At 73.4% G+C, this 23243-nt stretch carries 20 protein-coding genes; 11 read left to right on the top strand and 9 right to left on the bottom strand.

Features of this window, described 5'->3' with window-relative positions; all coding sequences use genetic code 11:
- Positions 1–64 precede the first annotated feature (64 nt).
- The 5 genes from cseC to ACFWRV_RS22775 form a co-directional block, all read right to left on the bottom strand.
- Positions 65–1402, bottom strand: coding sequence for a two-component system sensor histidine kinase CseC (gene cseC / locus ACFWRV_RS22795; RefSeq protein WP_384337348.1), 1338 nt, complete (start codon positions 1400–1402; stop codon positions 65–67).
- A gap of 74 nt (positions 1403–1476) precedes the next feature.
- Positions 1477–2190: a two-component system response regulator CseB gene (gene cseB / locus ACFWRV_RS22790; protein ID WP_384337346.1), complete on the bottom strand. Its 714-nt coding sequence runs from the start codon at positions 2188–2190 to the stop codon at positions 1477–1479.
- 81 nt (positions 2191–2271) lie between these two features.
- Entirely contained in the window at positions 2272–2940 is a 669-nt protein-coding gene (locus ACFWRV_RS22785) for a hypothetical protein (RefSeq protein WP_384337344.1), read from the bottom strand.
- A 149-nt stretch (positions 2941–3089) separates the two neighbouring features.
- The gene (locus ACFWRV_RS22780; RefSeq protein ID WP_384337342.1) at positions 3090–3761 is read right to left on the bottom strand and encodes a SigE family RNA polymerase sigma factor; all 672 of its coding nucleotides are present in this window, start codon (positions 3759–3761) and stop codon (positions 3090–3092) included.
- 214 nt (positions 3762–3975) lie between these two features.
- Positions 3976–4890 (bottom strand): A/G-specific adenine glycosylase, encoded by a 915-nt coding sequence (locus tag ACFWRV_RS22775; protein ID WP_384337340.1) that lies wholly within the window; start codon positions 4888–4890, stop codon positions 3976–3978.
- Between the two features lie 303 nt (positions 4891–5193).
- Between ACFWRV_RS22775 and ACFWRV_RS22770 the strand changes: the two genes are divergently transcribed.
- On the top strand, positions 5194–5943 hold the full coding sequence (locus ACFWRV_RS22770) for a hypothetical protein (RefSeq protein ID WP_384337338.1): 750 nt from the start codon (positions 5194–5196) through the stop codon (positions 5941–5943).
- Between the two features lie 365 nt (positions 5944–6308).
- Here the strand turns inward: ACFWRV_RS22770 and disA are convergent, their stop codons facing one another.
- Entirely contained in the window at positions 6309–7433 is a 1125-nt protein-coding gene (disA, locus tag ACFWRV_RS22765; protein ID WP_003968311.1) for a DNA integrity scanning diadenylate cyclase DisA, read from the bottom strand.
- Between the two features lie 80 nt (positions 7434–7513).
- A complete protein-coding gene (radA, locus tag ACFWRV_RS22760; protein ID WP_384337336.1) occupies positions 7514–8935 on the bottom strand; it encodes a DNA repair protein RadA in 1422 nt (473 codons plus the stop codon).
- Positions 8936–9127: 192 nt separating this feature from the next.
- On the opposite strand from radA, the gene ACFWRV_RS22755 reads away from it, so the two are divergent.
- Complete coding sequence (locus ACFWRV_RS22755; RefSeq protein WP_384337334.1) at positions 9128–11071, top strand: hypothetical protein; 1944 nt, start codon at positions 9128–9130, stop codon at positions 11069–11071.
- A gap of 30 nt (positions 11072–11101) precedes the next feature.
- Here ACFWRV_RS22755 and ACFWRV_RS22750 read toward each other — a convergent pair whose 3' ends face one another.
- Complete coding sequence (locus ACFWRV_RS22750) at positions 11102–11965, bottom strand: hypothetical protein (protein WP_384337332.1); 864 nt, start codon at positions 11963–11965, stop codon at positions 11102–11104.
- 39 nt (positions 11966–12004) lie between these two features.
- Between ACFWRV_RS22750 and ACFWRV_RS22745 the strand changes: the two genes are divergently transcribed.
- The 4 genes from ACFWRV_RS22745 (at position 12005) to ilvD (ending at position 16737) form a co-directional block, all read left to right on the top strand.
- Positions 12005–12955: a Ppx/GppA family phosphatase gene (locus ACFWRV_RS22745; RefSeq protein WP_384337330.1), complete on the top strand. Its 951-nt coding sequence runs from the start codon at positions 12005–12007 to the stop codon at positions 12953–12955.
- A 263-nt stretch (positions 12956–13218) separates the two neighbouring features.
- Positions 13219–14052, top strand: coding sequence for a sugar phosphate isomerase/epimerase family protein (locus tag ACFWRV_RS22740; protein ID WP_384337450.1), 834 nt, complete (start codon positions 13219–13221; stop codon positions 14050–14052).
- Positions 14053–14102: 50 nt separating this feature from the next.
- Positions 14103–14720 carry a TetR family transcriptional regulator gene (locus ACFWRV_RS22735; protein WP_384337448.1) on the top strand — a complete coding sequence of 206 codons (618 nt, stop codon included), beginning with the start codon at positions 14103–14105 and terminating at the stop codon, positions 14718–14720.
- A 166-nt stretch (positions 14721–14886) separates the two neighbouring features.
- Positions 14887–16737, top strand: coding sequence for a dihydroxy-acid dehydratase (ilvD, locus tag ACFWRV_RS22730; RefSeq protein ID WP_384337328.1), 1851 nt, complete (start codon positions 14887–14889; stop codon positions 16735–16737).
- 204 nt (positions 16738–16941) lie between these two features.
- Here ilvD and ACFWRV_RS22725 read toward each other — a convergent pair whose 3' ends face one another.
- On the bottom strand, positions 16942–19122 hold the full coding sequence (locus ACFWRV_RS22725) for a protein kinase (protein ID WP_384337446.1): 2181 nt from the start codon (positions 19120–19122) through the stop codon (positions 16942–16944).
- A gap of 132 nt (positions 19123–19254) precedes the next feature.
- On the opposite strand from ACFWRV_RS22725, the gene ACFWRV_RS22720 reads away from it, so the two are divergent.
- The 5 genes from ACFWRV_RS22720 to proC all read left to right on the top strand — a co-directional run bounded on the left by ACFWRV_RS22720 (position 19255) and on the right by proC (position 22832).
- Positions 19255–19587 (top strand): SH3 domain-containing protein, encoded by a 333-nt coding sequence (locus tag ACFWRV_RS22720; RefSeq protein ID WP_384337326.1) that lies wholly within the window; start codon positions 19255–19257, stop codon positions 19585–19587.
- Between the two features lie 44 nt (positions 19588–19631).
- The gene (locus ACFWRV_RS22715) at positions 19632–20195 is read left to right on the top strand and encodes a hypothetical protein (RefSeq protein ID WP_384337324.1); all 564 of its coding nucleotides are present in this window, start codon (positions 19632–19634) and stop codon (positions 20193–20195) included.
- Between the two features lie 131 nt (positions 20196–20326).
- Complete coding sequence (locus ACFWRV_RS22710; protein WP_384337322.1) at positions 20327–21169, top strand: ABC transporter ATP-binding protein; 843 nt, start codon at positions 20327–20329, stop codon at positions 21167–21169.
- A complete protein-coding gene (locus ACFWRV_RS22705; RefSeq protein WP_384337320.1) occupies positions 21166–21963 on the top strand; it encodes an ABC transporter permease in 798 nt (265 codons plus the stop codon). The genes ACFWRV_RS22710 and ACFWRV_RS22705 overlap by 4 nt, the downstream gene beginning before the upstream one ends.
- Positions 21964–22022: 59 nt before the next feature.
- Positions 22023–22832 (top strand): pyrroline-5-carboxylate reductase, encoded by an 810-nt coding sequence (gene proC / locus ACFWRV_RS22700; RefSeq protein ID WP_384337318.1) that lies wholly within the window; start codon positions 22023–22025, stop codon positions 22830–22832.
- The last annotated feature ends 411 nt before the right edge of the window (positions 22833–23243 follow it).

Raw genomic sequence — 23243 nt, 5'->3', positions numbered from 1 at the left:
GTTCTTCCGCACACCGCCGGGCCGGCCCGCAGGTCAGTCGCGCTGCCGGACAGGTGCGCGCCGCTCAGTCCGACGGCTGCCGCTGGTCCGCCATCCGCAGCACCGGGAAGCTCCCCGTCACCGTCGGCGCGTGCTCCGGCAGCCACAGCACCGCGATCGCCCCGCCCGTGCCCTCCGCCGCACCCGAGGGCGCCGCGTTGCGGAAGGTCAGCCGGGCCCCGAGCACCCGCGCCTGGCCCGCCGCGATCGTCAGGCCGAGACCGTGCCCGTGCCCGGCCCGGTCCATGCTTCCGGTACGGAACCGGCTCGGCCCGTCCCGCAGCAGCTCCTCCGGGAAGCCCGGACCGTGGTCGCGGACCCGCACCACCCGGCCCTCGACCGTGACCTCCACCGGGGTGGAGCCGTGCTTGGCGGCGTTCCCCAGCAGATTGCCGAGGATGCGCTCCAGCCGGCGCGGATCGGTGGAGACCCACGACTCGTGCACCACCCGTACGGTCACATCGGGGTCCAGCAGCCCGATCCGGCGGCTGACGAACTCGCCGAGCGGCAGCTCCTGGAGCTCCGCCCGCTCCGACGCACTGTCCAGGCGGGCCACCTCCAGGACGTCCTCGACCAGCGTGCGCATCGCCTGGGCCCGGTCCCGTACCAGCTCCGTGGGGCGGCCCGGCGGCAGCAGCTCGGCCGCCGTGAGCAGCCCGGTCACCGGGGTACGCAGCTCATGGGCGATGTCCGCGGTGACCCGGCGCTCCGCCTCGATCCGCTCGTTCAGCGCGTCGGTCAGCGCGTCGACCGCCCGCGCCAGCTCATCCGTCTCGTCGCGGACGACCCCGCCGACGGCCTCCCCGACCCGTACGTCCGTCTGCCCCTGGGCGACCCGGACCGCCGCGGCCGCCGCCTGGCGCAGCCGGCGCGAGAGCTGGCCGCCGATGAGCACCCCGAGCGCGCAGCCGCCGAAGACCACCGAGACCGAGCCGATGATCAGGGCCCGGTCCAGGTCGTCCATGATCGTGGCGGAACGGTCCGCGAACCGGGTCTGCAGCGAGAGCACGTCGCCGCCCGCCAGCGGCACCGCCGCCCAGACCTCGGGGACCCCGTCGGCCCCCTGTTCCACATGGGTGGCCCGGCGGTTCTTGCGGACCTCGTCGCGCAGGGTCGGCGGGATCGTCGGGTCGTTGAGCTTCGCCCCGAACTTCGGCCCGCCCTTCTGCATGCTCGTCGCCTCGTAGAAGCGCTGGGCGCCCAGCAGCCGCTCCAGCTGCACCTCGCGGGCGTTCTCGATCATCGAGACGCGGGCGGCGTTGTGCACCACGAGGCTCAGCGCCACCGCGATGAGCGCGCCGACCGCCGCGATGGCGATGCTGATCTTCCAGCGGACACCGGTCCGCAGGGCGAGTCGCTTCATCGGCGCCTCACCGGCCGCCGTATCCCCGCACGACGCTTCTTCATCCGTGTCCCACCAGCCGCTTCACGCCCGCATCAGCCGCGCAGCTTGTAGCCGAAGCCGCGGACCGTGTCGATCCGGTCCTGGCCGATCTTGGTGCGCAGCCGCTGGACGTGGACGTCCACGACCCGGGTGTCACCGCCCCAGCCGTAGTCCCAGACCCGCTCCAGGAGCCTGTCGCGGGACAGGACCGTGCCCGGCGCGGACGAGAACTCCAGCAGCAGTCGCATCTCGGTGGGCGTCAGCGCCACCTGCTCACCCGCGCGCCGCACCTCCATGCCGTCCGTGTCGACCTCCAGGTCACCGAAGACCAGCACCCCGCCGAGCGCCTCCCCGTCCCCCTCCGTACCGCCCTGGCCGGCGCCGTCCGGCCCGGCCGCGTGGCCGAAGCGGCGCAGCACCGCCCGGATGCGGGCGACCAGGACCGCCCCGTCGAAGGGCTTGGTGACGTAGTCGTCGGCTCCGGCCTCCAGCCCGAGCACCACGTCGATCGAGTCGGCCCGCGCGGAGAGCATGATCACCGGTACGGTCGACTCGTCCCGGATACGGCGGCACAGGCTCACCCCGTCCAGGCCCGGCACCATCACGTCGAGCAGGGCGATGTCCGGCCGGTCGGCGCGGAACGCCTCCAGACCGGAGAGCCCGTCGGGCATCGCGGTGACCGTGAAGCCGACCCGCTCCAGGGCGAGCTGAGTGGCCTCGCGGATGACGTCGTCGTCCTCGACGAAGAGGACGTGGGTCTCGGCCATGGGACTGCTTCTCGCTTTCCGTTCCCGCCCGGTACCACCGGCACGACTACGCTCCTGCCCGGCGTCGGTTCCCCGCCGGCGTCAATTCCTGTCCGGCTCCGCCGGCTCGTCCGCCGGCGCCGGCTCCTCCGGCTCCGACTGCACCGGCAGGTCGCCGTCCGTGCCCTCGACGGCACGGCTGAAGTCGTTGTGCACCCGGTCGTGCTCGGTGAAGCGGTCGCTCGCCCAACGGTAGGTGACCACTTCCGAGCCGGACGGGTACGCCAGCGGATCCTTCGACCCGTAGACCTGGGTCGTCACCACCAGGTCGCCCCGGTCGATCGTTCCGTAGACGGCGGGCACCTCGGCCGCGAAGACGTTCTTGTACGAGCCGTCGTCGTCCGCCCGGTACACATACGTTCCGACGCCCACCGAGTCGGCGCAGCTCATCACGTTGACGACCACGTCGGCGGACCGGCCGCCGGTCATCGACCCGTAGGAGGTGTCGACCGGGTAGGCCTCGCCCGCGCAGGGCTTGAGCCCGTCCCTGACCTGGCCCCCCACCTTGGGATCGCCCTTGAGGAGCCGCACGGCGTCGACCCGCCGGACGGGCGGGGTCGTGCCGGAGGGGCGGGGCTGCGGGGTGATCTGGGCGACCGGCTGACTGCCGGCGGGACCCTCGTCGCGGGTGCCGGTGCCGCCCGTCGAGCAGCCGACGCCGAACAGCCCGAAGGCGACGAGTCCGGCCAAGGCCGTGCCACTCGCCGCCATACCGCTCCGGAAGCCGCGCCTTCGGCCCGATCTGGCCGGGCCCTCGCCGTCGTCCGAGCCACCTGGACCGCTCAAGGACGAGCCGCTCCCGGAAGGGCCGCCCGGGACGTCGCCCCCGAAGCCGCCGCCCCCGCCGCCGCTGCTGCCGCTCAGGCCGCGCACCGCTCCATCCCCCGCTCGTCGTGACGCCCGTTGCGCTGCGCCGGTGTGTGCGCCCTCGCCCCCGGCACCGATGTGAGCGGCGACCGCTGGGCGGGGACACGCGCGGAGGTGACCGGTGCCGCGCTCCGGTGGCTCCCGGTCTCCCGGGCGACCGCCTCGCGACTGTCCAGCTCTCGGCTCTCCAGCTCCTGGCGCAGTCGCGCCAAGGCCCGGTGCAGCGTGCTCTTGACCGTACCGGCCGACATGCCGAGCGCCGCGGCCGTCTCCTCCGTGCTCATCTGCTCCCAGTGTCGCAGCACGACGACGCTGCGCTGCTTCGGAGCCAGAATCCCGAGGATGTCCATGAGGAGGGCGCGGTCGGCGCGCTGCTCGCTGCCGTCGTCGACGCTCGCGTCGGGCAGCTGCTCGGTCGGGACCTCTTCGAGCTTGCGCGCCCGCCACCACTCCGTACGGGTGTTGATCATGACGCGGCGCAGATAGGCGTCGGCCAGGGACTTGTCGGCGATGCCGTCCCAGCGGCCGTACGTGCGCACCAGGGCGGTCTGCAGCAGATCCTGGGCATCCACCGGGTCCGGGACCAGACGACGTGCACTGCGCAGCAGCGCGTCCTGCCGTGTGCGTACGTAGTCCTCGAACGCGAGCACCTCGCCCTGCGCCATGACAACCGCCTCCGTCCCCGAACATCCCCGTGTACCGCCGGGCCGCGGGTGTTCCGCGGTCCGGCCGTCCTGCTGTCGAAGACGCTACGGAGGCGTTGTCACGGCGGTGTGCGGAGCAGCCGTAGGCCGGTGCACGGCTGTCCATCGGTTGTGTAACAGCGCACCGCCGGGGCTCCGGCGGTGCGGGGGACCAGTGCTCCGGGGATGTGGGGGATCAGGTCAGCGGCAGCCGGTACCGGCCGTCGGCCAGCGGCTCGACGAGACCGTCGGCCACCAGCCCGTCCAGCGCACGGGCCCGCTGCACCGGCTCCTCCCACACCGCGTCCAGCGCCGCCTGGGTGACGGGGTTCACCGCGTCCCGCAACACCGCCAGCAGCCGCCCGCGCACCTGGCGGTCGGTACCGGCGTACGTCTGCCCCTTGCGCGGCGGTCCCTGGTGCGCGGGCTTCCCGGCCAGCCGCCAGGCACACCGCGAGGCGATCGGGCACCGGTCGCAGTCCTCGTTGCGCGCGGTGCACACGAGGGCGCCCAGCTCCATGGTGGCCGCCGCCCAGCGCGCCGCCCGCTCGTCCTCCTCGGGCAGCAGCGCCCGCGCGAGCTTGCGCTCGGCGGCCGTCGTCGCGTTCGGCGGGTACTGGACCCCGGTCGCGGCGCGGGCGAACACCCGGCGGACGTTCGTGTCGAGCACCGCGTGCCGCTGTCCGTACGCGAACGAGGCCACGGCCGCCGCCGTGTACTCGCCGATCCCGGGCAGCGCCAGCAGCTGGGCGTGCTCGCTCGGCACATCGCCGCCGTGCCGTTCCGTTATCGCCTGCGCGGCCCCGTGCAGCCGCAGCGCACGGCGCGGGTAACCGAGCCGGCCCCAGGCGCGGACCGCCTCACCGGGCGCCTCGGCGGCCAGGTCGGCGGGGCGGGGCCAGCGGGCGAGCCACTGCTCGTACACCGGGAGGACCCGGCTCACCGGGGTCTGCTGCAGCATGAACTCGCTGACCATCACGCCCCAGGCGCCCGCTTCGGGGCGGCGCCAGGGCAGATCGCGGGCATGCTGCTCGAACCACCCGATGACGGGGGTGTGGAGGGAGGCGGCGGCGGGGGGCGTCTGGGGTGAAGTCGAAGTCATGGCAGTCATGGCACTGACGATCCTGGCACGGAAGGCGGGGCGGGCGTCACGGGAGCGGGGGTGTCGGCCCGCGCGGCGGCCCAGGAGGTGACAACGCCACCCGTTCTGTCCCCTGTGACCGGCTCGCGACGCCCCTCCCGTGATGATGATCGGCAAAACTTGTGAGCGGAGCGGCGGGTGAGGCCGGAGTCGGCCCGGATCTCTCGTAGAGTTCGGGCCGTGGGATCTATGCGCAATCCGGTCGGTCCGCTTCCCTCCAGCATCTACTGGCGACGAAGGGCGGTAGCGGGACTTCTGGTTGCGCTGCTCGCCGTGTTGATCGCCTGGGCCGTGACGTCCGGAGGCGGTGGGGGAAGCCGCGACGACGGCAAGCGGGGCGGCTCCGACCCGGTCGAGTCGATCACCCCCGGGCCGGGCAGCTCCGGACCCGCGATCAGCCAACAGCCGGGCGGCCGCGACGAGTCGGACGACGAGGGCGGCTCCGGCGGCTCGGGCGGCGCCGGCGAGTCCTCCGGTGGCGAGAGCGACGGCGGTTCGTCCGACGGGGCGTCAACAGTCGGTACGGACACGGGCGGTGCGGACTCCTCCGGTGCGGGTACCGCCGGATCGGGCGGCGGCGGCACGGCGGGCCAGCAGGTCCCGGCGGGCTCCCCGCTCCCCGAGTGCAAGCCCGCGGCCGTGCAGTTGAGCCTGCGGACGAAGGTCAGCTACGGCCCCGACGACAAGCCGAAGTTCGAACTGGTCGCGAAGAACTCGTCGTCGGCCACGTGCAAGGCCGACTTCGGGCCGAAGAACGCGGTCCTCACGGTCACCGAGGCCGGGGGCGAGGACGACGATCCGATCTGGTCCTCGAAGGACTGCCCCGCCGCGGCCGGCCCGCTGTTCCTGAAGGTCCCGGCGGGCGCGACGGTGGTCCACGCGGTGGACTGGAACCGCACCCAGTCCGCGCCGGGCTGTGCGACTCCGCCGGCGGGCAAGGCCGGCCCGGGAACGTACCTCCTGGAGGCGAAGGCCCCCGGCGAACCGATCCAGCGAGCCTCGTTCGTCCTGGCGAAGGACTGACCCCTCCCAGCCCGTCCGGCGCTTGAGGACGGAACCGTCGACGCGGACGGGCGATGCGCTCGCGGGCCGGGCATCTCCAGCCCGTCCGGCGCTTGAGGACGGAACCGTTCACGCGGACGGGCGATGCGCTCAAGGGGTCGGGTGGGCCCGAAAACCCAGCCTGTCCGGCGCTTGAGGACGGAACCGTTCACGCGGACGGGCGTGGCATCTACGTGTCCGGGCCAGCCCGTAAGAGCAGAGCCCGCCCCGGCCCGAGGGTTCCGTCCTCAAACGCCGGACGGGCTGGGTGGTCGCCGGACGGGCTGTGGTGGTCGCCGGACGGGCTGTGGTGGTCGCCGGACGGGCTCAAAAGACGCGGACCGACCTCAGACGTACCGTTCCAGGATCGACGACTCCGCCAACCGCGAAAGCCCCTCGCGGACGCTGCGGGCCCGGGCCTCGCCCACGCCGTCCACCGTCTGGAGATCGTCCACGCTCGCCGCGAGCAGCTTCTGCAGCCCCCCGAAGTGCTCCACCAGCCGCTCGATGATCGCCCCCGGCAGCCGCGGCACCTTCGCCAGCAGCCGGAAGCCGCGCGGGGAGACCGCCGAGTCCAGCGTCTCCGGCGAGCCGCTGTAGCCCAGCGCCCGCGCCACCACCGGCAGCTCCAGCAGCTCCGTGTGGCTCAGCGCGTCCAGCTCCGTCAGCGCCTCGGCCACCGTGCGCGACCGTTTCGCCGTCGGCTCGGGGACGTAGTCCCGGACCACCAGCTCCCGCTCCGGCTCCACCCCGGCGATCAGCTCGTCCAGCTGGAGGGAGAGCAGCCGTCCGTCGGTGCCGAGCTCGACCACGTACTCCGCGATCTCCGTGGCGATCCGCCGCACCATCTCCAGCCGCTGCGCCACCGCCGTCACGTCCCGGACGGTGACCAGGTCCTCGATCTCCAGCGCGGACAGCGTGCCCGCCACCTCGTCGAGGCGCAGCTTGTACCGCTCCAGCGTGGCGAGCGCCTGATTGGCCCGGGACAGGATCGCGGAGGACTCCTCCAGGACCCTTCGCTCCCCGTCCACGTACAGCGCGATCAGGCGCATCGACTGGGAGACCGAGACGACGGGGAAGCCGCACGCCTTGGAGACCCGGTCCGCCGTGCGGTGACGGGTGCCCGTCTCCTCCGTGTGGATCGAGGCGTCCGGGACCAGCTGCACGCCGGCCCGCAGGATCTTGGTCATGTCCTTGTCCAGGATCAGCGCCCCGTCGAGCTTGCACAGCTCCCGCAGGCGCGTCGCCGTGAACTCCACGTCCAGCACGAATCCGCCGGTGCACATCGACTCGACGGTCTTGTCCATGCCCAGCACGATCAGGCCACCGGTATTGCCGCGGAGAATGCGCTCCAGGCCGTCCCGCAGGGCCATTCCGGGCGCGACCGCGCTCAGCGAGGCGCGCATCAGCGCCTCGTTACCGGTGCCTTGGCCGGACTTTCCGGGCGTCGTCGCCCGGTCGTTGGCTGCCACTGCACTCCTCCGGTCACAGGTTTGCGGTGCCCTTGCGTCCCCCATGCCGTGTCCACGGGCGGGCGAGACCAGGGCAAAGTCTACCGGCGCGCGTTGTCTTCCTGACGAGGCTGCGGCGCCTCTTGACGAGACCGGCGCGGGAGGACCCGCAGAGCGTCGCCCATGTCGGCGACTTCCGTGACCTTCATACCGGCCGGGACCTTGCCCGGATCGGTCGGGACCAGGGCGTGGGTGAAGCCCAGGCGATGCGCCTCGGCCAGCCTCCGCTGCACCCCGGTGACCCTTCTGACCTCGCCCGCGAGCCCCACCTCACCGATCGCGACCAGGTTCTTCGGGAGCGGGGTGTCGCTGGCCGCGCTGGCCAGCGCGAGCGCGATCGCCAGGTCCGCGGCGGGCTCGGTGAGCTTCACGCCGCCCACCGTCGCGCTGTAGATGTCCCGCTTCCCGAGCGCGGTGATCCGGCCGCGCTGCTCCAGCACGGCGAGCATCATCGAGACCCGGGAGGTCTCCAGACCGGAGGTCGTGCGCCGGGGCGAGGGGATCTGCGAGTCGACGGTGAGCGCCTGCACCTCGGCGACCAGGGGCCGCTTGCCCTCCAGCGTCACGGTGAGGCAGGTGCCCGGCACGGCCACGTCGCGACGGGTCAGGAACAGGCCCGAGGGGTCGGCGAGGCCCGTGATGCCCTCGTCGTGCAGCTCGAAGCAGCCGACCTCGTCGGTCGCCCCGTAACGGTTCTTGACGCCGCGCACCAGCCGCAGCCGGGCGTGGCGGTCGCCCTCGAAGGACAGCACCACGTCCACCAGGTGCTCCAGCAGCCGGGGCCCGGCGATCGCGCCGTCCTTGGTGACGTGGCCGACCAGCAGCGTGGCCATCCCGCGCTCCTTGGAGGCCCGGATCAGCGCTCCGGCGACCTCCCGGACCTGGGCCATCCCGCCGGGCGCGCCGTCGATCTCGGGCGAGGCCACCGTCTGCACCGAGTCCAGGACGAGCAGGGACGGCTTCACCGCGTCCAGATGCCCGAGCACCGCGGACAGGTCGGTCTCCGCCGCGAGGTAGAGGTGGTCGTTGATCGCCCGGATCCGGTCGGCCCGCATCCGGACCTGACTCGCGGACTCCTCGGCGGTCACATAGAGCGTGCGGTGGTCGTCGCTCGCCGCCTTGGCCGCCACGTCCAGCAGCAGCGTCGACTTGCCGACGCCCGGCTCGCCCGCCAGCAGCACGACCGCGCCCGGCACCAGCCCGCCGCCGAGCACCCGGTCCAGCTCACCGACGCCGGTCGAGCGGGCGGTGGCCTGCCGGCTGTCGACCTGGCCGATCGGCAGCGCGGCCGTGGAGACCCGGCCCGCCGCGGTGGTGCGCACGGCGGGGGCGCCGCCGAACTCCTCGACCGTCCCCCACGCCTGGCACTCGGGGCAACGGCCGAGCCATTTGGCGGTGGTCCAGCCGCATTCGGTGCAGCGGTAGGACGGCCGGTCCTTCGCGGATTTCGTACGGGCAGCCATGGCGTCACCGTATAGGTGGGGTACGACAACGCCGCCCGGGCGGTCGGCGTGCGCCGCCGCTGCGCGCGCAGGGCGCACGGAAGCACTCCGGAGCGCTACGGGATGAATCCGTGATCTCTGTCCGTTTTCACGACTCTTTCGAGGGATACATTCACTCGTAAGGATTAAATGTGCTCAAGGGGTACTTGAGGCATGCGCTCCGTTGCCTACGGTCGCCGGGTGACGAGCAGCAGGCTGGAGACCCCGACGCACACCACCGGCGCACACCGGGCGCACCGCCGAGGACCCGACGCCCCGGCACAGCGACCGCCCGCACGTTACGAGCCGTATCTCGACGGACTCTTCACGTACTGCCTCTCCGTGCTCTGCGATCACGACGCGGCCACCGAAGCGCTCGGCGCCGTCCTGGCCATCGCGGACCGGCAGGACTCCCGGTGCCCCACGGCCGAGGAGGAACGTAAATCCTGGCTGTACGCACTGGCCCGGTGGACGTGCCTGCGGGCGCTCACCGAGCGCAGACGCGGCCGCCAGGCCCACCGCCGGCCCTCGGGGACCGTCAAGCCGCCCCGTACGGCCAAGGCCTCCGAGAGCCGTACGGCCAAGGCACCCGAAGCCGGTACGGCCAAGGCTCCCGAGACCGGCAAGGGGGCGCACAGCGCCCGGCGCACCCCGGAGCACACCTCGCCGGCCGCCCCCGCGTGGACCTCGTCCGCCACCCCCGAGGAGGCCGCCACGCCCGCCCCCGCCGAGTCACCGGCCGCCGAGGCCCGCCGCCGGGAGCTCGCCACGCTCGCCTGGCCCGAGGCCGCGGGCACCACCCCGGAGCAGCGCGAAGCCCTCGAACTGGCCGTACGTCACCGGCTCACCCCGCGCGCCGTCGCCGCCGTGCTCGGACTGGAGACGGCCACCGCCCGGGAGCTGCTGGCCGCCGCGGCCTGCGAGGTGGAGCGCACCCGCGCGGCCCTCGCCGTCGTCGAGGCCGGTGACTGCCCCACCGTCGCCCGGCTCACCGGTGACCACCAGGTGCTGCTCTCCGCCGCCCTGCGCCGCGAGCTCGTCCGGCACGTCGACGACTGCCCCCGCTGCCGTCGTGCCGCCGAGCGGGCGGATGCCGCCGGACCCTGGCCCGGAGCGGCCTTGGCCCCGGTCGCCGCCCTGCCCGTCGTGGAGGCCCCCCGCCCCTCCGTGTACGTCGCCATGACCCAGGCCCACCGCTCCCGCTCGGCGGGCCCCCGCTTCGACCGGGCCGGGTATCCGCTCGACCCCAAGGACCAGGCCGCCCGCCGGGACCGGCTGCGCGCCCGGGTCGTGACGACCACGGTCGTCGCGACGGTGGTCGCGGCCCCGGTGATCGCCCTGTGGGCCGCTTACCGGGGAGCGCCGCAGACCGGCGAGGGCCACGACGGCGGCTCGGTCACCGCCACGGAGGTGGACGGCGCCGGCGGCATGAGCGGCGACCCGTACGACCCCGAGAACACCGGCAACGGCCGCCCCGGCGACCGCTTCGGCGCCCGCGTCCAGGACGTCACCGCCGCGGTCGTCAGCACCGGGGGCGCGCACCAGGGCGACGCCCGGCTGGCGGTGACGGCCCGCACCTCCGGGGCCGTCACGACGATCACGCTGACCGCCTCCGGACGGGGGCCGGTCAGCTGGTCGGCGGCGACGGACGCCTCGTGGCTGCGCCTCAGCGTCACGTCGGGGACGCTCGCGGCCGGGCAGTCCACCACGATCGCGGTCTCGGTGATCCGGGACGCGCAGCCGGCCGGGCCGTGGCGGGCCAGGGTCTCGCTGACCCCCTCGGGTTCCGCCGTACTCATCGACGGTCACGGGGGCACCGCCCCGACGACGGGCGGCCCGCGCCCCACCCGCCCCGGAACGGGCTCGCCCCGCCCCACGGACCCGGGCACCACGGACCCCGGGCCGACCGATCCGGGCCCGACGGATCCCGGCCCCACCGACCCGGGCCCGACCGACCCCGGTCCCACCGACCCGGGACCGGGCCCGACCGACCCCACGGACCCGCCGGACCCGACCGATCCGCCCGACCCCACGGACCCGCCCGAACCGACGCCGGACCCGACCGACCCGACCGACCCGGCGCCGACGGACCCCACCGACCCGGCCCCGACGGGCTGAGCAGGACGACCGGGCCCGCCGGGGCCGGTCTCAGCGCTTCTTCGAAGGCGCGGGAAGCGGCGGGTCCGCCGGGTGCGGGGCCATCGGCAGCAGCGAGGACAGCCGCTCCTCGCACAGCTCGACCAGCCGGTCGTAGCCCTCCTTGCCCATCAGCTCGATCAGCTCCGGGCGGTAGGACACGTACACCGGGTCACCGGCCCCGTGCGCCGAGGTGGCCGAGGTGCACCACCAGTGCAGGTCGTGGCCGCCCGGACCCCAGCCCCGGCGGTCGTACTCCCCGATCGTCACCTGGAGCACCCGGGTGTCGTCGGGCCGGTCGATCCAGTCGTACGTCCGTCGCACCGGCAGCTGCCAGCACACGTCCGGCTTGGTCTCCAGGGGCTCCTTGCCCTCCCGCAGCGCCAGGATGTGCAGCGAGCAGCCCGCCCCGGCGGCGAATCCCGGACGGTTCTGGAAGATGCAGGAGCCCTCCCAGCGGCGCGTCTGCCGCTCGCCGTCCTCGTCGACGCCGACCCAGCCCGTCTCCGTGCCGACGTCGTGGAACTGCCACAGCTCGGGGGTGAGCCGTGCCACGTTCTCGGCGACCCGCTTCTCGTCGTCCTCGTCGGAGAAGTGGGCGCCCAGCGTGCAGCAGCCGTCGTCGGCGCGGCCCGCCTGGATGCCCTGGCAGCCGCTGCCGAAGATGCAGGTCCAGCGGGAGGTCAGCCAGGTGAGATCGCAGCGGAAGACCTGTTCGTCGTCGGCCGGGTCGGGGAACTCCACCCAGGCCCGCGCGAAGTCGATGCCCTTCTCGTCGGACGGGTCCGGTCCGTTCGCCTCCGGCTGTGACGCCTGCTTGTTCGACTTCGGCTTCTTCGTGGCTTTGTCCTGCTTAGCCTTTTTCGTCTTTGGCACGCGCCCAGAGTAAGTCCGATGGCGCAGTAGCGTTCCCGTATGAGACTCGGAGTCCTCGACGTGGGATCGAACACGGTTCATCTGCTGGTGGTAGACGCCCACCCCGGCGCCCGCCCGCTGCCCGCGCACTCGCACAAGGCCGAGCTCCGGCTCGCCGAACTCCTCGACGGGACCGGAGCGATCGGCCCGCTCGGCGTGGACCGGCTCGTCGCGACGATCGCCGGGGCGGTCCAGGCCGCCGAGGACAAGGGGTGCGAGGACGTGCTGGCCTTCGCCACCTCCGCGGTGCGCGAGGCGACCAACGCGGACCAGGTGCTGGAGCGCGTGCGGATGGAGACCGGCGTGGACCTCGCCGTCCTCAGCGGCGAGGAGGAGGCCCGGCTGACCTTCCTGGCCGCCCGCCGCTGGTTCGGCTGGTCGGCGGGGAAGCTGCTCGTCCTGGACATCGGCGGCGGCTCCCTGGAGATCGCCTTCGGCATCGACGAGGAGCCCGACACCGCCGTCTCCCTGCCGCTCGGCGCGGGCCGCCTCACCGGCACCTGGCTGCCGGACGACCCGGCCGACCCGGAGCAGGTCAGGGCGTTGCGCCGGCACGTACGGGCCAGCATCGCGCGGACGGTGGGCGAGTTCAGCCGGGCCGGCCGCCCCGACCACGTCGTCGCCACCTCCAAGACCTTCAAGCAGCTCGCCCGGATCGCCGGAGCCGCCCGCTCCACCGAGGGCCTGTACGTCCAGCGCTCGCTGACCCGCAAGGCGCTGGAGGACTGGGTCCCCAAGCTGGCGGCGATGACCGTCGAGGAGCGCGGCAGGCTCCCCGGAGTCTCCGAGGGCCGGGCCGCGCAACTGCTCGCCGGGGCGCTCGTGGCCGAGGGCGCGATGGACCTGTTCGGCGTCGGGGAGCTGGAGATCTGTCCCTGGGCCCTGCGCGAGGGCGTCATCCTGCGCCGCCTGGACCACCTCCCGGCGAAACAGGCCGCCCTGCCCGGCTGACGTACGGCGGACGGGTGCACGGCGACCGCCGACCTCCGGCGGACCGGGCCGCACTGCCCGTGCCCGACCTGCGGCGGACCGGGACGCGGTTCCCGCGGCCGGCCTCCGGCGGACGGGATGCGACGCCGGTGCCCGCCGCTCGGCGGCACGGGAAGCGCCGCGCCGGTGACGTTCGGTCACGGGCCCATGGCCCTGATCACTTTCGGCCAGGACCTCTCGGAGTGGCGCATCACTGCCCGTACGCTGTCCAGGTGGCAGAACCAGTGGTGCGCATCCCCGATGCGAAGGTCGCCCTGTCAACGGCCTCGGTCTACCCCGAGTCCACCGCGACGGCCTTCGAGATCGCCGCGCGCCTGGGGTACGACGGCGTCGAGGTCATGGTCTGGACCGACCCCGTCAGCCAGGACATCGAGGCCCTGCGCCGGCTCTCCGACCACCACCGGGTTCCGATCCTCGCGGTGCACGCCCCCTGCCTCCTGATCACCCAGCGCGTCTGGTCCACCGACCCGTGGATCAAGCTCCAGCGGGCGAAGGCCGCCGCCGAGAAGCTCGGCGCCTCCACCGTCGTGGTGCACCCCCCGTTCCGGTGGCAGCGCAACTACGCCAAGGACTTCGTGACCGGGATCTGGCGGATGGCGGACGAGACGGACGTCCGGTTCGCCGTCGAGAACATGTACCCCTGGCGCTACCGGGACCGCGAGATGCTCGCGTACGCCCCCGACTGGGACGTCACCAACGACGACTACCGGCACTTCACGGTCGACCTCTCGCACACCGCGACCGCCCGCACCGAGGCGCTCACCATGGTGGACCGGATGGGCGACCGGCTCGCCCACGTCCACCTCGCCGACGGCAAGGGCTCGGCCAAGGACGAGCACCTGGTGCCCGGCCGGGGCGACCAGCCGTGCGCGGAGCTGCTGGAGCGCCTGGCCCGTACGTCGTTCGACGGCCATGTCGTCATCGAGGTCAACACCCGTCGCGCGATGTCCTCCGCCGAACGTGAGGCCGACCTCGCCGAGGCGCTGGCCTTCACCCGCCTCCACCTGGCCACCGCCTCCGTCGCCGCCGACCCGTCCGCGAAGATCCACCGCCCGTGACCGAGGAGCCCGACCGGCGGCCCGTGGCCGGGGAGCCCGATCCACCGCCCGTGACCGAGGACGCTCCCGCCCCGCGTCGCCGGGGCCGCCCCTCCCGCAAGGCCGCCGCCGAAGGCCCCGACGCCCGTACGCGCATCCTGGAGGCGGCCCGCACGGAGTTCGCGGAGCGCGGCTACGACAAGACGTCGATCCGGGGCATCGCCAAGGCCGCCGGGGTCGACGCGGCCCTCGTCCACCACTACTTCGGTACGAAGGACGAGGTCTTCGCCGCCGCCATCGAGGTCACCTTCGAGCCCGCCCTGGTCCTGCCCGCCGTGCTCGGCGGCCCGCCGGAGAGCATGGGGGAGCGGCTGGCGCGGTTCTTCCTCTCCGTGTGGGAGGACCCGGGCACCCGTACGCCCCTCCTGGCGATCCTGCGCTCGGCGGTCACCCACGAGGCCGCGGCGAACGTCCTGCGTGACTTCGTGCTGCGGCGGCTGCTGGAACGGGTCGCGGCCGAGCTGGACGTGCCGGACCCCACCTTCCGCGCCGAATTGGCCGCCTCGCACATGCTCGGCATCGCGATGCTCCGGTACGTGGTCCGCGCCGAGCCGCTCGCCTCCGCCGACCCGGAGGACATCGTGGCGATGGTCGCCCCCACGCTCCAGAGATACTTGGGCGAGGGCTGAAGCGGGCCCGGGCCCGAGCGCTCACCGGCGGGGGATGACCACCCACCGACCACCACGTCCCGCATTCCGGACGGCCTGTCCAGATCTTGGATCCGGGGCGTACGCTCGAAGACAGTCTTTTCCTAACTGTCGGAGGCAGTACCCCCTGCCGAAGGAGCGAGCGACGATGCCCCAGCTGAGGTCCCGCACGGTCACCCACGGACGCAACATGGCGGGCGCGCGCGCCCTTATGCGCGCGTCGGGCGTAGCGAGCGCGGACATCGGCAAGCCGATCATCGCGGTCGCCAACTCGTTCACCGAGTTCGTCCCCGGCCACACCCACCTCGCCCCGGTCGGCCGGATCGTCTCCGAGGCGATCCAGGCGGCGGGCGCGGTCCCGCGCGAGTTCAACACCATCGCCGTGGACGACGGCATCGCGATGGGCCACGGCGGCATGCTCTACAGCCTGCCCTCCCGCGACCTGATCGCCGACTCCGTCGAGTACATGGTCGAGGCGCACTGCGCGGACGCGCTGATCTGCATCTCCAACTGCGACAAGATCACCCCGGGCATGCTGATGGCCGCCATGCGCCTCAACATCCCGACCGTCTTCGTCTCCGGCGGCCCGATGGAGGCCGGCAAGGCCACCCTCGTCGACGGCACCGTGCGAAAACTCGACCTGGTCAACGCGATCAGCGACGCGGTCGACGAGTCCATCTCCGACGAGGACATCCTGCGTATCGAGGAGAACGCCTGCCCCACCTGCGGCAGCTGTTCCGGCATGTTCACCGCCAACTCGATGAACTGCCTGACCGAGGTCCTCGGCCTCTCCCTCCCCGGCAACGGCTCCGTCCTCGCCACGCACACCGCCCGCAAGGCGCTGTACGAGGAGGCCGGCCGCACGGTCGTCGAGATCACCAAGCGCTACTACGAGCAGGACGACGAGACGGTCCTGCCGCGCGCCATCGGCACCCGCGCCGCGTTCGACAACGCGATGGCGCTGGACATCGCCATGGGCGGCTCCACCAACACGATCCTGCACCTGCTGGCCGCCGCCGAGGAGGCGCAGCTGGCGTACGACCTCGACGACATCAACGAGGTCTCGCGCCGCGTGCCGTGCCTCGCCAAGGTCGCCCCCAACGTCGCCCCCGGCGGCACGTACTACATGGAGGACGTCCACCGGGCCGGCGGCATCCCCGCCCTCCTCGGCGAGCTGCACCGCGGCGGTCTGCTCAACGAGGACGTCCACTCGGTGCACTCCGACACCCTCGCCGAGTGGCTGAAGAACTGGGACGTGCGCGGCGGCTCCCCGTCCCCCGAGGCCGTCGAGATGTGGCACGCCGCCCCCGGCTGCGTCCGCTCCGCGACCGCCTTCTCGCAGTCGGAGCGGTGGGACACCCTCGACCTGGACGCGGCGGGCGGCTGCATCCGCGACGTCGAGCACGCCTACTCCAAGGACGGCGGCCTCGCCGTCCTCAAGGGCAACCTCGCGGTGGACGGCTGTGTCGTGAAGACGGCCGGCGTCGACGAGTCGATCTGGACCTTCGAGGGCCCGGCCGTCGTCTGCGAGTCGCAGGACGAGGCCGTCGACAAGATCCTCCGCAAGGAGATCGAGCCGGGCGACGTCGTCGTCATCCGGTACGAGGGCCCGCGCGGCGGCCCCGGCATGCAGGAGATGCTCTACCCCACCTCCTTCCTCAAGGGCCGGGGCCTGGGCAAGGTCTGCGCGCTGGTCACCGACGGCCGCTTCTCCGGCGGTACGTCGGGCCTCTCCATCGGCCACGCCTCGCCCGAGGCGGCCTCCGGCGGCACCATCGCGCTGGTCGAGGACGGTGACCGGATCCGCATCGACATCCCGAACCGCTCCATCGAGCTGCTCGTCGACGACGCCGAGCTGGCCACCCGCCGCGAGGCGTTGAACGGGGTGTACGCGCCGAAGAACCGCGAGCGCAAGGTCTCGGCCGCGCTGCGCGCCTACGCCGCGATGGCGACGAGCGCCGACCGCGGCGCGGTCCGCGACATCTCCAAGCTCGGCTGACCTTCCACCCCACCGGCTCGGCGGGCCTTCCCGGGGCGGCTCCGGGTACCTTCCCGGGGGGCACCGGGCACCTCCGCACCCGGAGCCGCCTCCGGGTCCCCCCGGTGGCTCCGGGTGACCCCTGTCAGCCCCTCCGGCGATGGAGGAGCGGGGTCCGGCGCGGGGCCCCGGGAACCCGGTGCCGGACCCGGACCCGGGCGGCCCTCACCAGCCGCCCGGATCCGCCCCGTCCACCGCGAACACCGACCCGTCCGGAGCCGTCCCCACCACCGCCCGCCCCGCCACCACCGGCGCGGGCAGATCGGACGCGTACGTCAGCTTCCCCCCGCTCAACCGGGCCCGGGTCTGCCCCACCAGCGCCCCCCGGCCCGTGTCGACGGCCAGCAGCCGCCCGTCCGCGGCGGAGAAGTACAGGTGGCCGCCCTCCCCGAGCACCGGGGCGGAAGCCCGCCCGACCCCCGTCTCCAGCCGCCACAGCTCCGCCTCCGCACCGCTCGCCGCGGTGTCGACGGCCAGCAGCGATCCGCCCCGCGCCAGCAGGTACGCGACATCCCCAGCCATCGCCACCTGCGGCCCGTCCAGCGTGAAAGGCAGCGCGATACGGTCGGCCGCGCCGGACCCGGGCGCGTACCGGACGAGCTCGGCGGTGTCCGAGTTCTCGTCCATCGCCGTCAGTACCAGCTCCCCGGCCCCCGCGGTGCCGACCGGGGTGAGCACCCCGTCCAGCCGCCGCTGCCAGGCCGCCTGGCCACTGACAGCGTCCACCGCCGTGACGAGGGTGGAGGCGCCGGAGGGCGCGTGCTCGAAGGCGTAGGCGAGCCCGGACGCCCCGTCGTACAGCGCGAAGTCGGGCCGCGTGTGCCGCGCCAGCGGCTTCTGCCAGCGGTCCGTCCCGCTCGCCCCGTCCAGCGCCGTCACCGTGCCGTCCTCCGCGACGGCCAGCAGGGTGTCGCCCGCCGGGAACGCCCCGCCGGGGCTCGCGGACAGCGCGGTGTCCCGGACGGCGGTCCCCTTCACCGGGTCGAGGGCGCGCAGCTTCCCGTCCGGGCCGCCGGCCAGCACCACCGCGCCCGAGACCACCGGAGCGTGGGCGTCCCCGGTCGAGGAGGACCGGGCCGACCACAGCACCCGCCCGTCCGCCGGGTCGATCCTGACCGTGCCGGTCCCGGCCACCGAGCAGTAGAGCGCGCCGCCCGCACCGGCGGTGGAACAGACGGGCGTGGCGCTGCCGGCGGTCCGCAGTCCGGTACGCCAAGGAGTGACGCCCCCGGCCCCGTCGTCCCCGCCCTTCGGACCGCCCGCTTCCGGCTCCGCTTCCGGCCCCGGCCGGTCCGTCTCCGCAGCGCCGCCCCACACGGCGTACGCCCCGGCGCCCGCACCCGCCACCAGCAGGAGCACCGCCACCGCGACGATCAGCCGGGCCCGCGGCAGCCGCCGGCGGCGGACCGGAGGCGCGGCCCCCACATGCGTGTGCTCCTCCGAACCGGCCCGCTCCCCGTCCGGCACCGCCGCCGCGACCACCGCCCGCCGCCGCGCCGGTACGAACGCCTTGGCCTCGTACGACGGGGGCAGCAGCGCCGCCATCACCTCGTCCGGCGTCGGCCGGTCGTCCGGGTCCTTCGCCAGGCACCGGGCGACCAACGGGGCGAGGTCCTCCGGCACTCCGCCCAGATCCGGCTGATCGTGCACCACCTGGTACGCCACGATGTACGGGCTGTCCGAGTCGAACGGACCCCGGCCCGTCGCCGCGTGGACGATCACGGCCCCCAGCGCGAACACGTCGACCGGCGGCCCCACCTCGCGCGGCCGCTGGAACTGCTCGGGAGCCATATAGGGCGGCGAGCCGATCAGCTTGCCGGTCTCGGTGCGCAGATCACTGTCGTACGGGCGGGAGATCCCGAAGTCGATGACCTTGGGGCCCCCGTCGGTCAGCAGCACGTTGCTCGGCTTGAGGTCGCGGTGGATCACGCCCGCCCGATGGATGTCCCGCAGCGCCTCGGCCAGCCCGGCGGTCAGCCTGCGCAGCTCGGCGGGGGCCATCGGGCCGTTCCGCTTCACCTGCTCGGCGAGCGTGGGCCCGGGAACGTAGAGAGTGGCCATCCAGGGCCGGCCGGCCTCCGGATCGGCGTCGACGACGGGCGCGGTGAACGCCCCGCTCACCCGCCGCGCGGCCGCCACTTCCTGCCGGAACCGCGCCCTGAACTCGGGATCCGCCGCGTACGGTGCGTGCACGACCTTCACCGCGAGCTGCATCCCCGAGGCCGAGCGCGCCAGATGCACGACCCCCATGCCGCCCGAGCCGAGACAGGCTTCGAGGCGGTAGGCGCCGGCGTACTGCGGAAACTCCGCTTCCGGATGCGCTCCGGGCTCTCGCAGCGGCGGCATCGCCCACCCCCGTGTGTTCGTGCGCATGCGACGCACGGAGCCTAGTCGATGGTGCGTGCGAGAAGCACGGCGCTTGCTAGCCTGCGCGTCGTACGCGCCGCGCGTACGCGATTCTCAACGGGGGAGGCCCACATGGGCGTTGAAGAGCACACCCAGGAACCGGCGGCGGCCGAGGGTTCGGCGACGGCGGAGCTCGCGGTGGAGACCACCGCGTCCGGCACCCGCTACCCGATCGCCCCGGGCCACCGGGTCAACGTCCGCACCGGACCGGGTACCAGCTACCGCATCGTCAGGACCCTGCCGTACGACCAGAAGATCCCGATCTACTGCCAGAAGCCGGGGGAGCGGGTCACGGGCCCGTACGGCACGTCGAACCTCTGGGACAACATCGCCAACGGCCAGTTCGTCGCGGACGCCTACGTCTACACGGGGCGTGACGGCTACATCGCACCGCGCTGCGACTGACGGGCCCACCCGCAGGGCCGGGGGCAACGGGGATAATCGACCCCGTGAGCGAGAACAGCGCAGCCCCCGGCACCCCGCCCACCGGAGGAACACCCTCCGGCGGCATCTCCGCGGCCACGCCCCCGGGCCCGCAGCCCGAGCCCATCCGCTTCTTCGGCACGACGTGGGTCGACCACGACGGCGGTTACGGGCTCCGCCGCGCCGGCGCCGCCGTCGGCTCCCTGGCCGCCGCGGTGGCCGCCTGCTTCGTCCTGCGCTTCGCCTACGAGGGCCTGGAGATCGCGGAGGTCGGGAGCTTCGTCGGGATTCTGGTCATCGCGATGTTCTCCGTGTGCAGCGCCATCGCGTTCCGCAAGACCTGGGAGGGCTTCGGCGCCCGCCCCAGGGACCCGGCCCGCGAAGACTCCCTGCGCGGCCTGAAGTCCATCGGTTTCATCGGCTCGCTCCTCGCCTACTTCGTCCGCTCGCTCACCGAGGCACCGGGCGAGAAGCTGCGCCGCACCGAGTACGAGAAGGCCCGCGCCCAGTTCGAGAAGCGCCGTTCGACCCGCACCGGCAACCCGGCGGCCCGCAAGGCGTCGGGCCGCAAGCGCCCGAAGCGCGGCTGAGAACCGAAGCCCCACCGCACGCACCCACGAATCGGCCCGCCGACCCCGCGTCGGCGGGCCGAGTCATTCCCACCCCACCCCTCCTCTCCTCCCTCTTGACGGGCGGCCTTGTCAGGCGAAGAATTCATCACATGATGAATAACGAACCCGGGTCGGCGCCGACCGCCCCCACGACGCACCCGGCCCCGGACGCGCCTCCGCCCCCACCCCCACCGCCGGACCCGGCGATCGAAGCCCGCGGCCTCACCGTCGTCCGGGGCGACCGCACCGTCCTGCGCGCACTCGACTTCACCGTCCGACCCGGCAGCATCACCGGCCTCCTCGGCCCCTCGGGCTGCGGCAAGACCACCCTCATGCGCGCGGTGGTCGGCACCCAGGCCAAGGTGACCGGCACCCTCGACGTCCTGGGCCACCCCGCCGGGGACCCGGCCCTGCGCCCCCGCATCGGCTACGTCACCCAGGCGCCCTCCGTCTTCACCGACCTCACCGTCCGGCAGAACCTCGACTACTTCGCCGCCGTCCTGCACCCCGGCCGCGCCCACCGGGACGCCCGCCGCGACGCCGTCACCCGCGCCATCGACGACGTCGACCTGACCACCCGTGCCGACGCCCTCGCCGGCGCGCTCTCCGGCGGCCAGCGCAGCCGCGTCTCGCTGGCCGTCGCCCTCCTCGGCACCCCGGACCTGCTGGTCCTGGACGAACCGACCGTCGGGCTCGACCCCGTACTCCGCCGGGACCTCTGGGACCTCTTCCACCGCCTGGCCGCCGACCGGGGCACCGCGCTCCTCATCTCCTCCCACGTCATGGACGAGGCCGAACGCTGCCACCGCCTGCTCCTGATGCGCGACGGCCGGATCCTCGCCGAGGACACCCCGGACGCCCTGCGCCACCGCACCGGCACGGCCACGGTCGAGGAGGCGTTCCTCCGCCTGGTCGACGCAGCCGCACCCCTCACCGAGGAGGCGTACCGATGACCGCCACCGCCCCCAGCCCGGCCCTGCCCACGAGCGGAGCCGCCCCGGCCCGCCCGCTCACCCCGTCCCGGACGACCGCCACCGCGGGCAGGGTCCTGCGCCAGCTGACGCACGACCCCCGCACCATCGCGCTCCTGGTGATCGTCCCGGTCCTGCTGATCACCCTGCTCCGTTACGTCTTCGACGGCGGCCCCGACACCTTCGACTCCATCGGGGCCTCCCTCCTCGGCATCTTCCCGCTGATCACGATGTTCCTGGTGACCTCGATCGCGACCCTGCGCGAACGCACCTCGGGCACCCTGGAACGCCTTCTCGCCCTCCCGCTCGGCAAGGGCGACCTGATCGCGGGCTACGCCCTCGCGTTCGGCGCGGTCGCGGCTCTCCAGTCGGCGCTCGCGACGGCCGTCTCCATCTGGCTGCTGGGCCTGGACGTCATCGGCTCGCCGTGGCTGCTGCTCCTGGTCGCCCTGCTCGACGCGCTGCTCGGCACCGCGCTCGGCCTGTTCGTCTCCGCGTTCGCCGCGTCCGAGTTCCAGGCGGTCCAGTTCATGCCGGCGGTGATCTTCCCCCAGCTCCTGCTGTGCGGCCTGTTCACCCCGCGCGAGGCGATGCACCCCGCCCTGGAGGCGATCTCGAACGTCCTGCCCATGTCGTACGCCGTCGACGGCATGAACCAGGTCCTCCACCACCCCGACATCACCGGCGACTTCGTCCGCGACATCGCCGTGGTCGCGGGCAGCGCCCTCCTGGTCCTCTGCCTCGGCGCGATCACCCTCCGCCGCCGTACACCGTGAGAACCCGATGCGAGGATGACGGGGAGAGCACAGCCCAGCACCGCCCGGAGGGTGAACGCATGACCCAGACAGTCGCAGTCCTCGGCACCGGCAAGATCGGTGAGGCCCTGCTCAGCGGGATGATCCGGGCGGGCTGGCGACCGGCCGACCTCCTGGTGACCACCCGCCGCGGCGACCGGGCCCGGGAACTGCACACGCGGTACGGGGTCGAGTCCGTCACCAACGCGGAGGCGGCCAAGAACGCCGACATCCTCATCCTCGCGGTCAAGCCGCAGGACATGGGCAAGCTCCTGGACGAACTCGCCCCGCACGTCACCGCCGACCGTCTGGTCATCAGCGCCGCGGCCGGCATCACCACGACGTTCATCGAGGACCGGCTCACCCCGGACACCCCGGTCGTCCGGGTCATGCCCAACACCCCGGTCCTCGTCGACGAGGGCATGTCGGTCATCTCGGCGGGCAGCCACGCCACCGGCGCGCACCTCGCCACCGCCGAGGAGATCTTCGGCGGCGTCGGCAAGACCCTGCGCGTCCCGGAGTCCCAGCAGGACGCGGCCACCGCCCTCTCCGGCTCCGGCCCCGCCTACTTCTACTTCCTGGTCGAGGCCATGACCGACGCGGGCATCCTGCTCGGCCTGCCCCGCGCCCAGGCCCACGACCTCATCGTCCAGGCCGCCATCGGCGCCGCCGTCATGCTCCGCGACAGCGGCGAACACCCGGTCAAGCTCCGCGAGGCCGTCACCAGCCCGGCCGGCACCACGATCAGCGCGATCCGCGAGCTGGAGAACCACGGCGTGCGCGCGGCCCTCATCGCCGCCCTGGAAGCGGCCCGCGACCGCAGCCGCGAACTGGCCTCCGGCAACGGCTGATCCCCAGCTCAGGACCACCCTCGACCCCCGGCCACCGGCACCACGGGCCGGGGGTTGACACACCCCGGACACATCCGTAGTGTGCTCCGAGTTGTCCGACGTGAGCGCCGACCCCGGTCGGTCCCCGGACAGCCATTCCGCAGTAACCACGACAGACGCGCGACCTCGTGTCGCATGCCTTTTCGTGTGCCTGCGCGAAATGAGGAATCCGCGTTCGAAGGAACGCACCCCGATTAGCGTCGGGGCGCAGGATTCCGCTAAAGTCTCACTCGTCGGAACGGCCCAACAGCCCGGAAGACAAAACCCACTGACTGGGAATCAGGCCCGAAAGGATCTGATAGAGTCGGACTCGCCGGAAAGGGAAAACGCGAAAGCGAAGAACCTGGAAAGCGAAACTGCACGGCCCGCTTC

This window comes from Streptomyces sp. NPDC058576 (assembly GCF_042718715.1).
Lineage (GTDB): Bacteria > Actinomycetota > Actinomycetes > Streptomycetales > Streptomycetaceae > Streptomyces.
Note: the sequence above shows the minus strand (reverse complement) of the source record. Positions and strands in the feature narration are given on the sequence as shown.

Excerpts from the sequence above, each read along its gene's own strand:
- cseC (WP_384337348.1), bottom strand. The coding sequence starts at position 1,402 with ATGAAGCGACTCGCCCTGCGGACCGGTGTCCGCTGGAAGATCAGCATC.
- cseB (WP_384337346.1), bottom strand. The coding sequence starts at position 2,190 with ATGGCCGAGACCCACGTCCTCTTCGTCGAGGACGACGACGTCATCCGC.
- ACFWRV_RS22785 (WP_384337344.1), bottom strand. The coding sequence starts at position 2,940 with ATGGCGGCGAGTGGCACGGCCTTGGCCGGACTCGTCGCCTTCGGGCTG.
- ACFWRV_RS22780 (WP_384337342.1), bottom strand. The coding sequence starts at position 3,761 with ATGGCGCAGGGCGAGGTGCTCGCGTTCGAGGACTACGTACGCACACGG.
- ACFWRV_RS22775 (WP_384337340.1), bottom strand. The coding sequence starts at position 4,890 with ATGACTGCCATGACTTCGACTTCACCCCAGACGCCCCCCGCCGCCGCC.
- radA (WP_384337336.1), bottom strand. The coding sequence starts at position 8,935 with ATGGCTGCCCGTACGAAATCCGCGAAGGACCGGCCGTCCTACCGCTGC.
- ACFWRV_RS22755 (WP_384337334.1), top strand. The coding sequence starts at position 9,128 with ATGCGCTCCGTTGCCTACGGTCGCCGGGTGACGAGCAGCAGGCTGGAG.
- ACFWRV_RS22745 (WP_384337330.1), top strand. The coding sequence starts at position 12,005 with ATGAGACTCGGAGTCCTCGACGTGGGATCGAACACGGTTCATCTGCTG.
- ilvD (WP_384337328.1), top strand. The coding sequence starts at position 14,887 with ATGCCCCAGCTGAGGTCCCGCACGGTCACCCACGGACGCAACATGGCG.
- ACFWRV_RS22725 (WP_384337446.1), bottom strand. The coding sequence starts at position 19,122 with ATGCCGCCGCTGCGAGAGCCCGGAGCGCATCCGGAAGCGGAGTTTCCG.
- ACFWRV_RS22720 (WP_384337326.1), top strand. The coding sequence starts at position 19,255 with ATGGGCGTTGAAGAGCACACCCAGGAACCGGCGGCGGCCGAGGGTTCG.
- ACFWRV_RS22710 (WP_384337322.1), top strand. The coding sequence starts at position 20,327 with ATGATGAATAACGAACCCGGGTCGGCGCCGACCGCCCCCACGACGCAC.
- ACFWRV_RS22705 (WP_384337320.1), top strand. The coding sequence starts at position 21,166 with ATGACCGCCACCGCCCCCAGCCCGGCCCTGCCCACGAGCGGAGCCGCC.
- proC (WP_384337318.1), top strand. The coding sequence starts at position 22,023 with ATGACCCAGACAGTCGCAGTCCTCGGCACCGGCAAGATCGGTGAGGCC.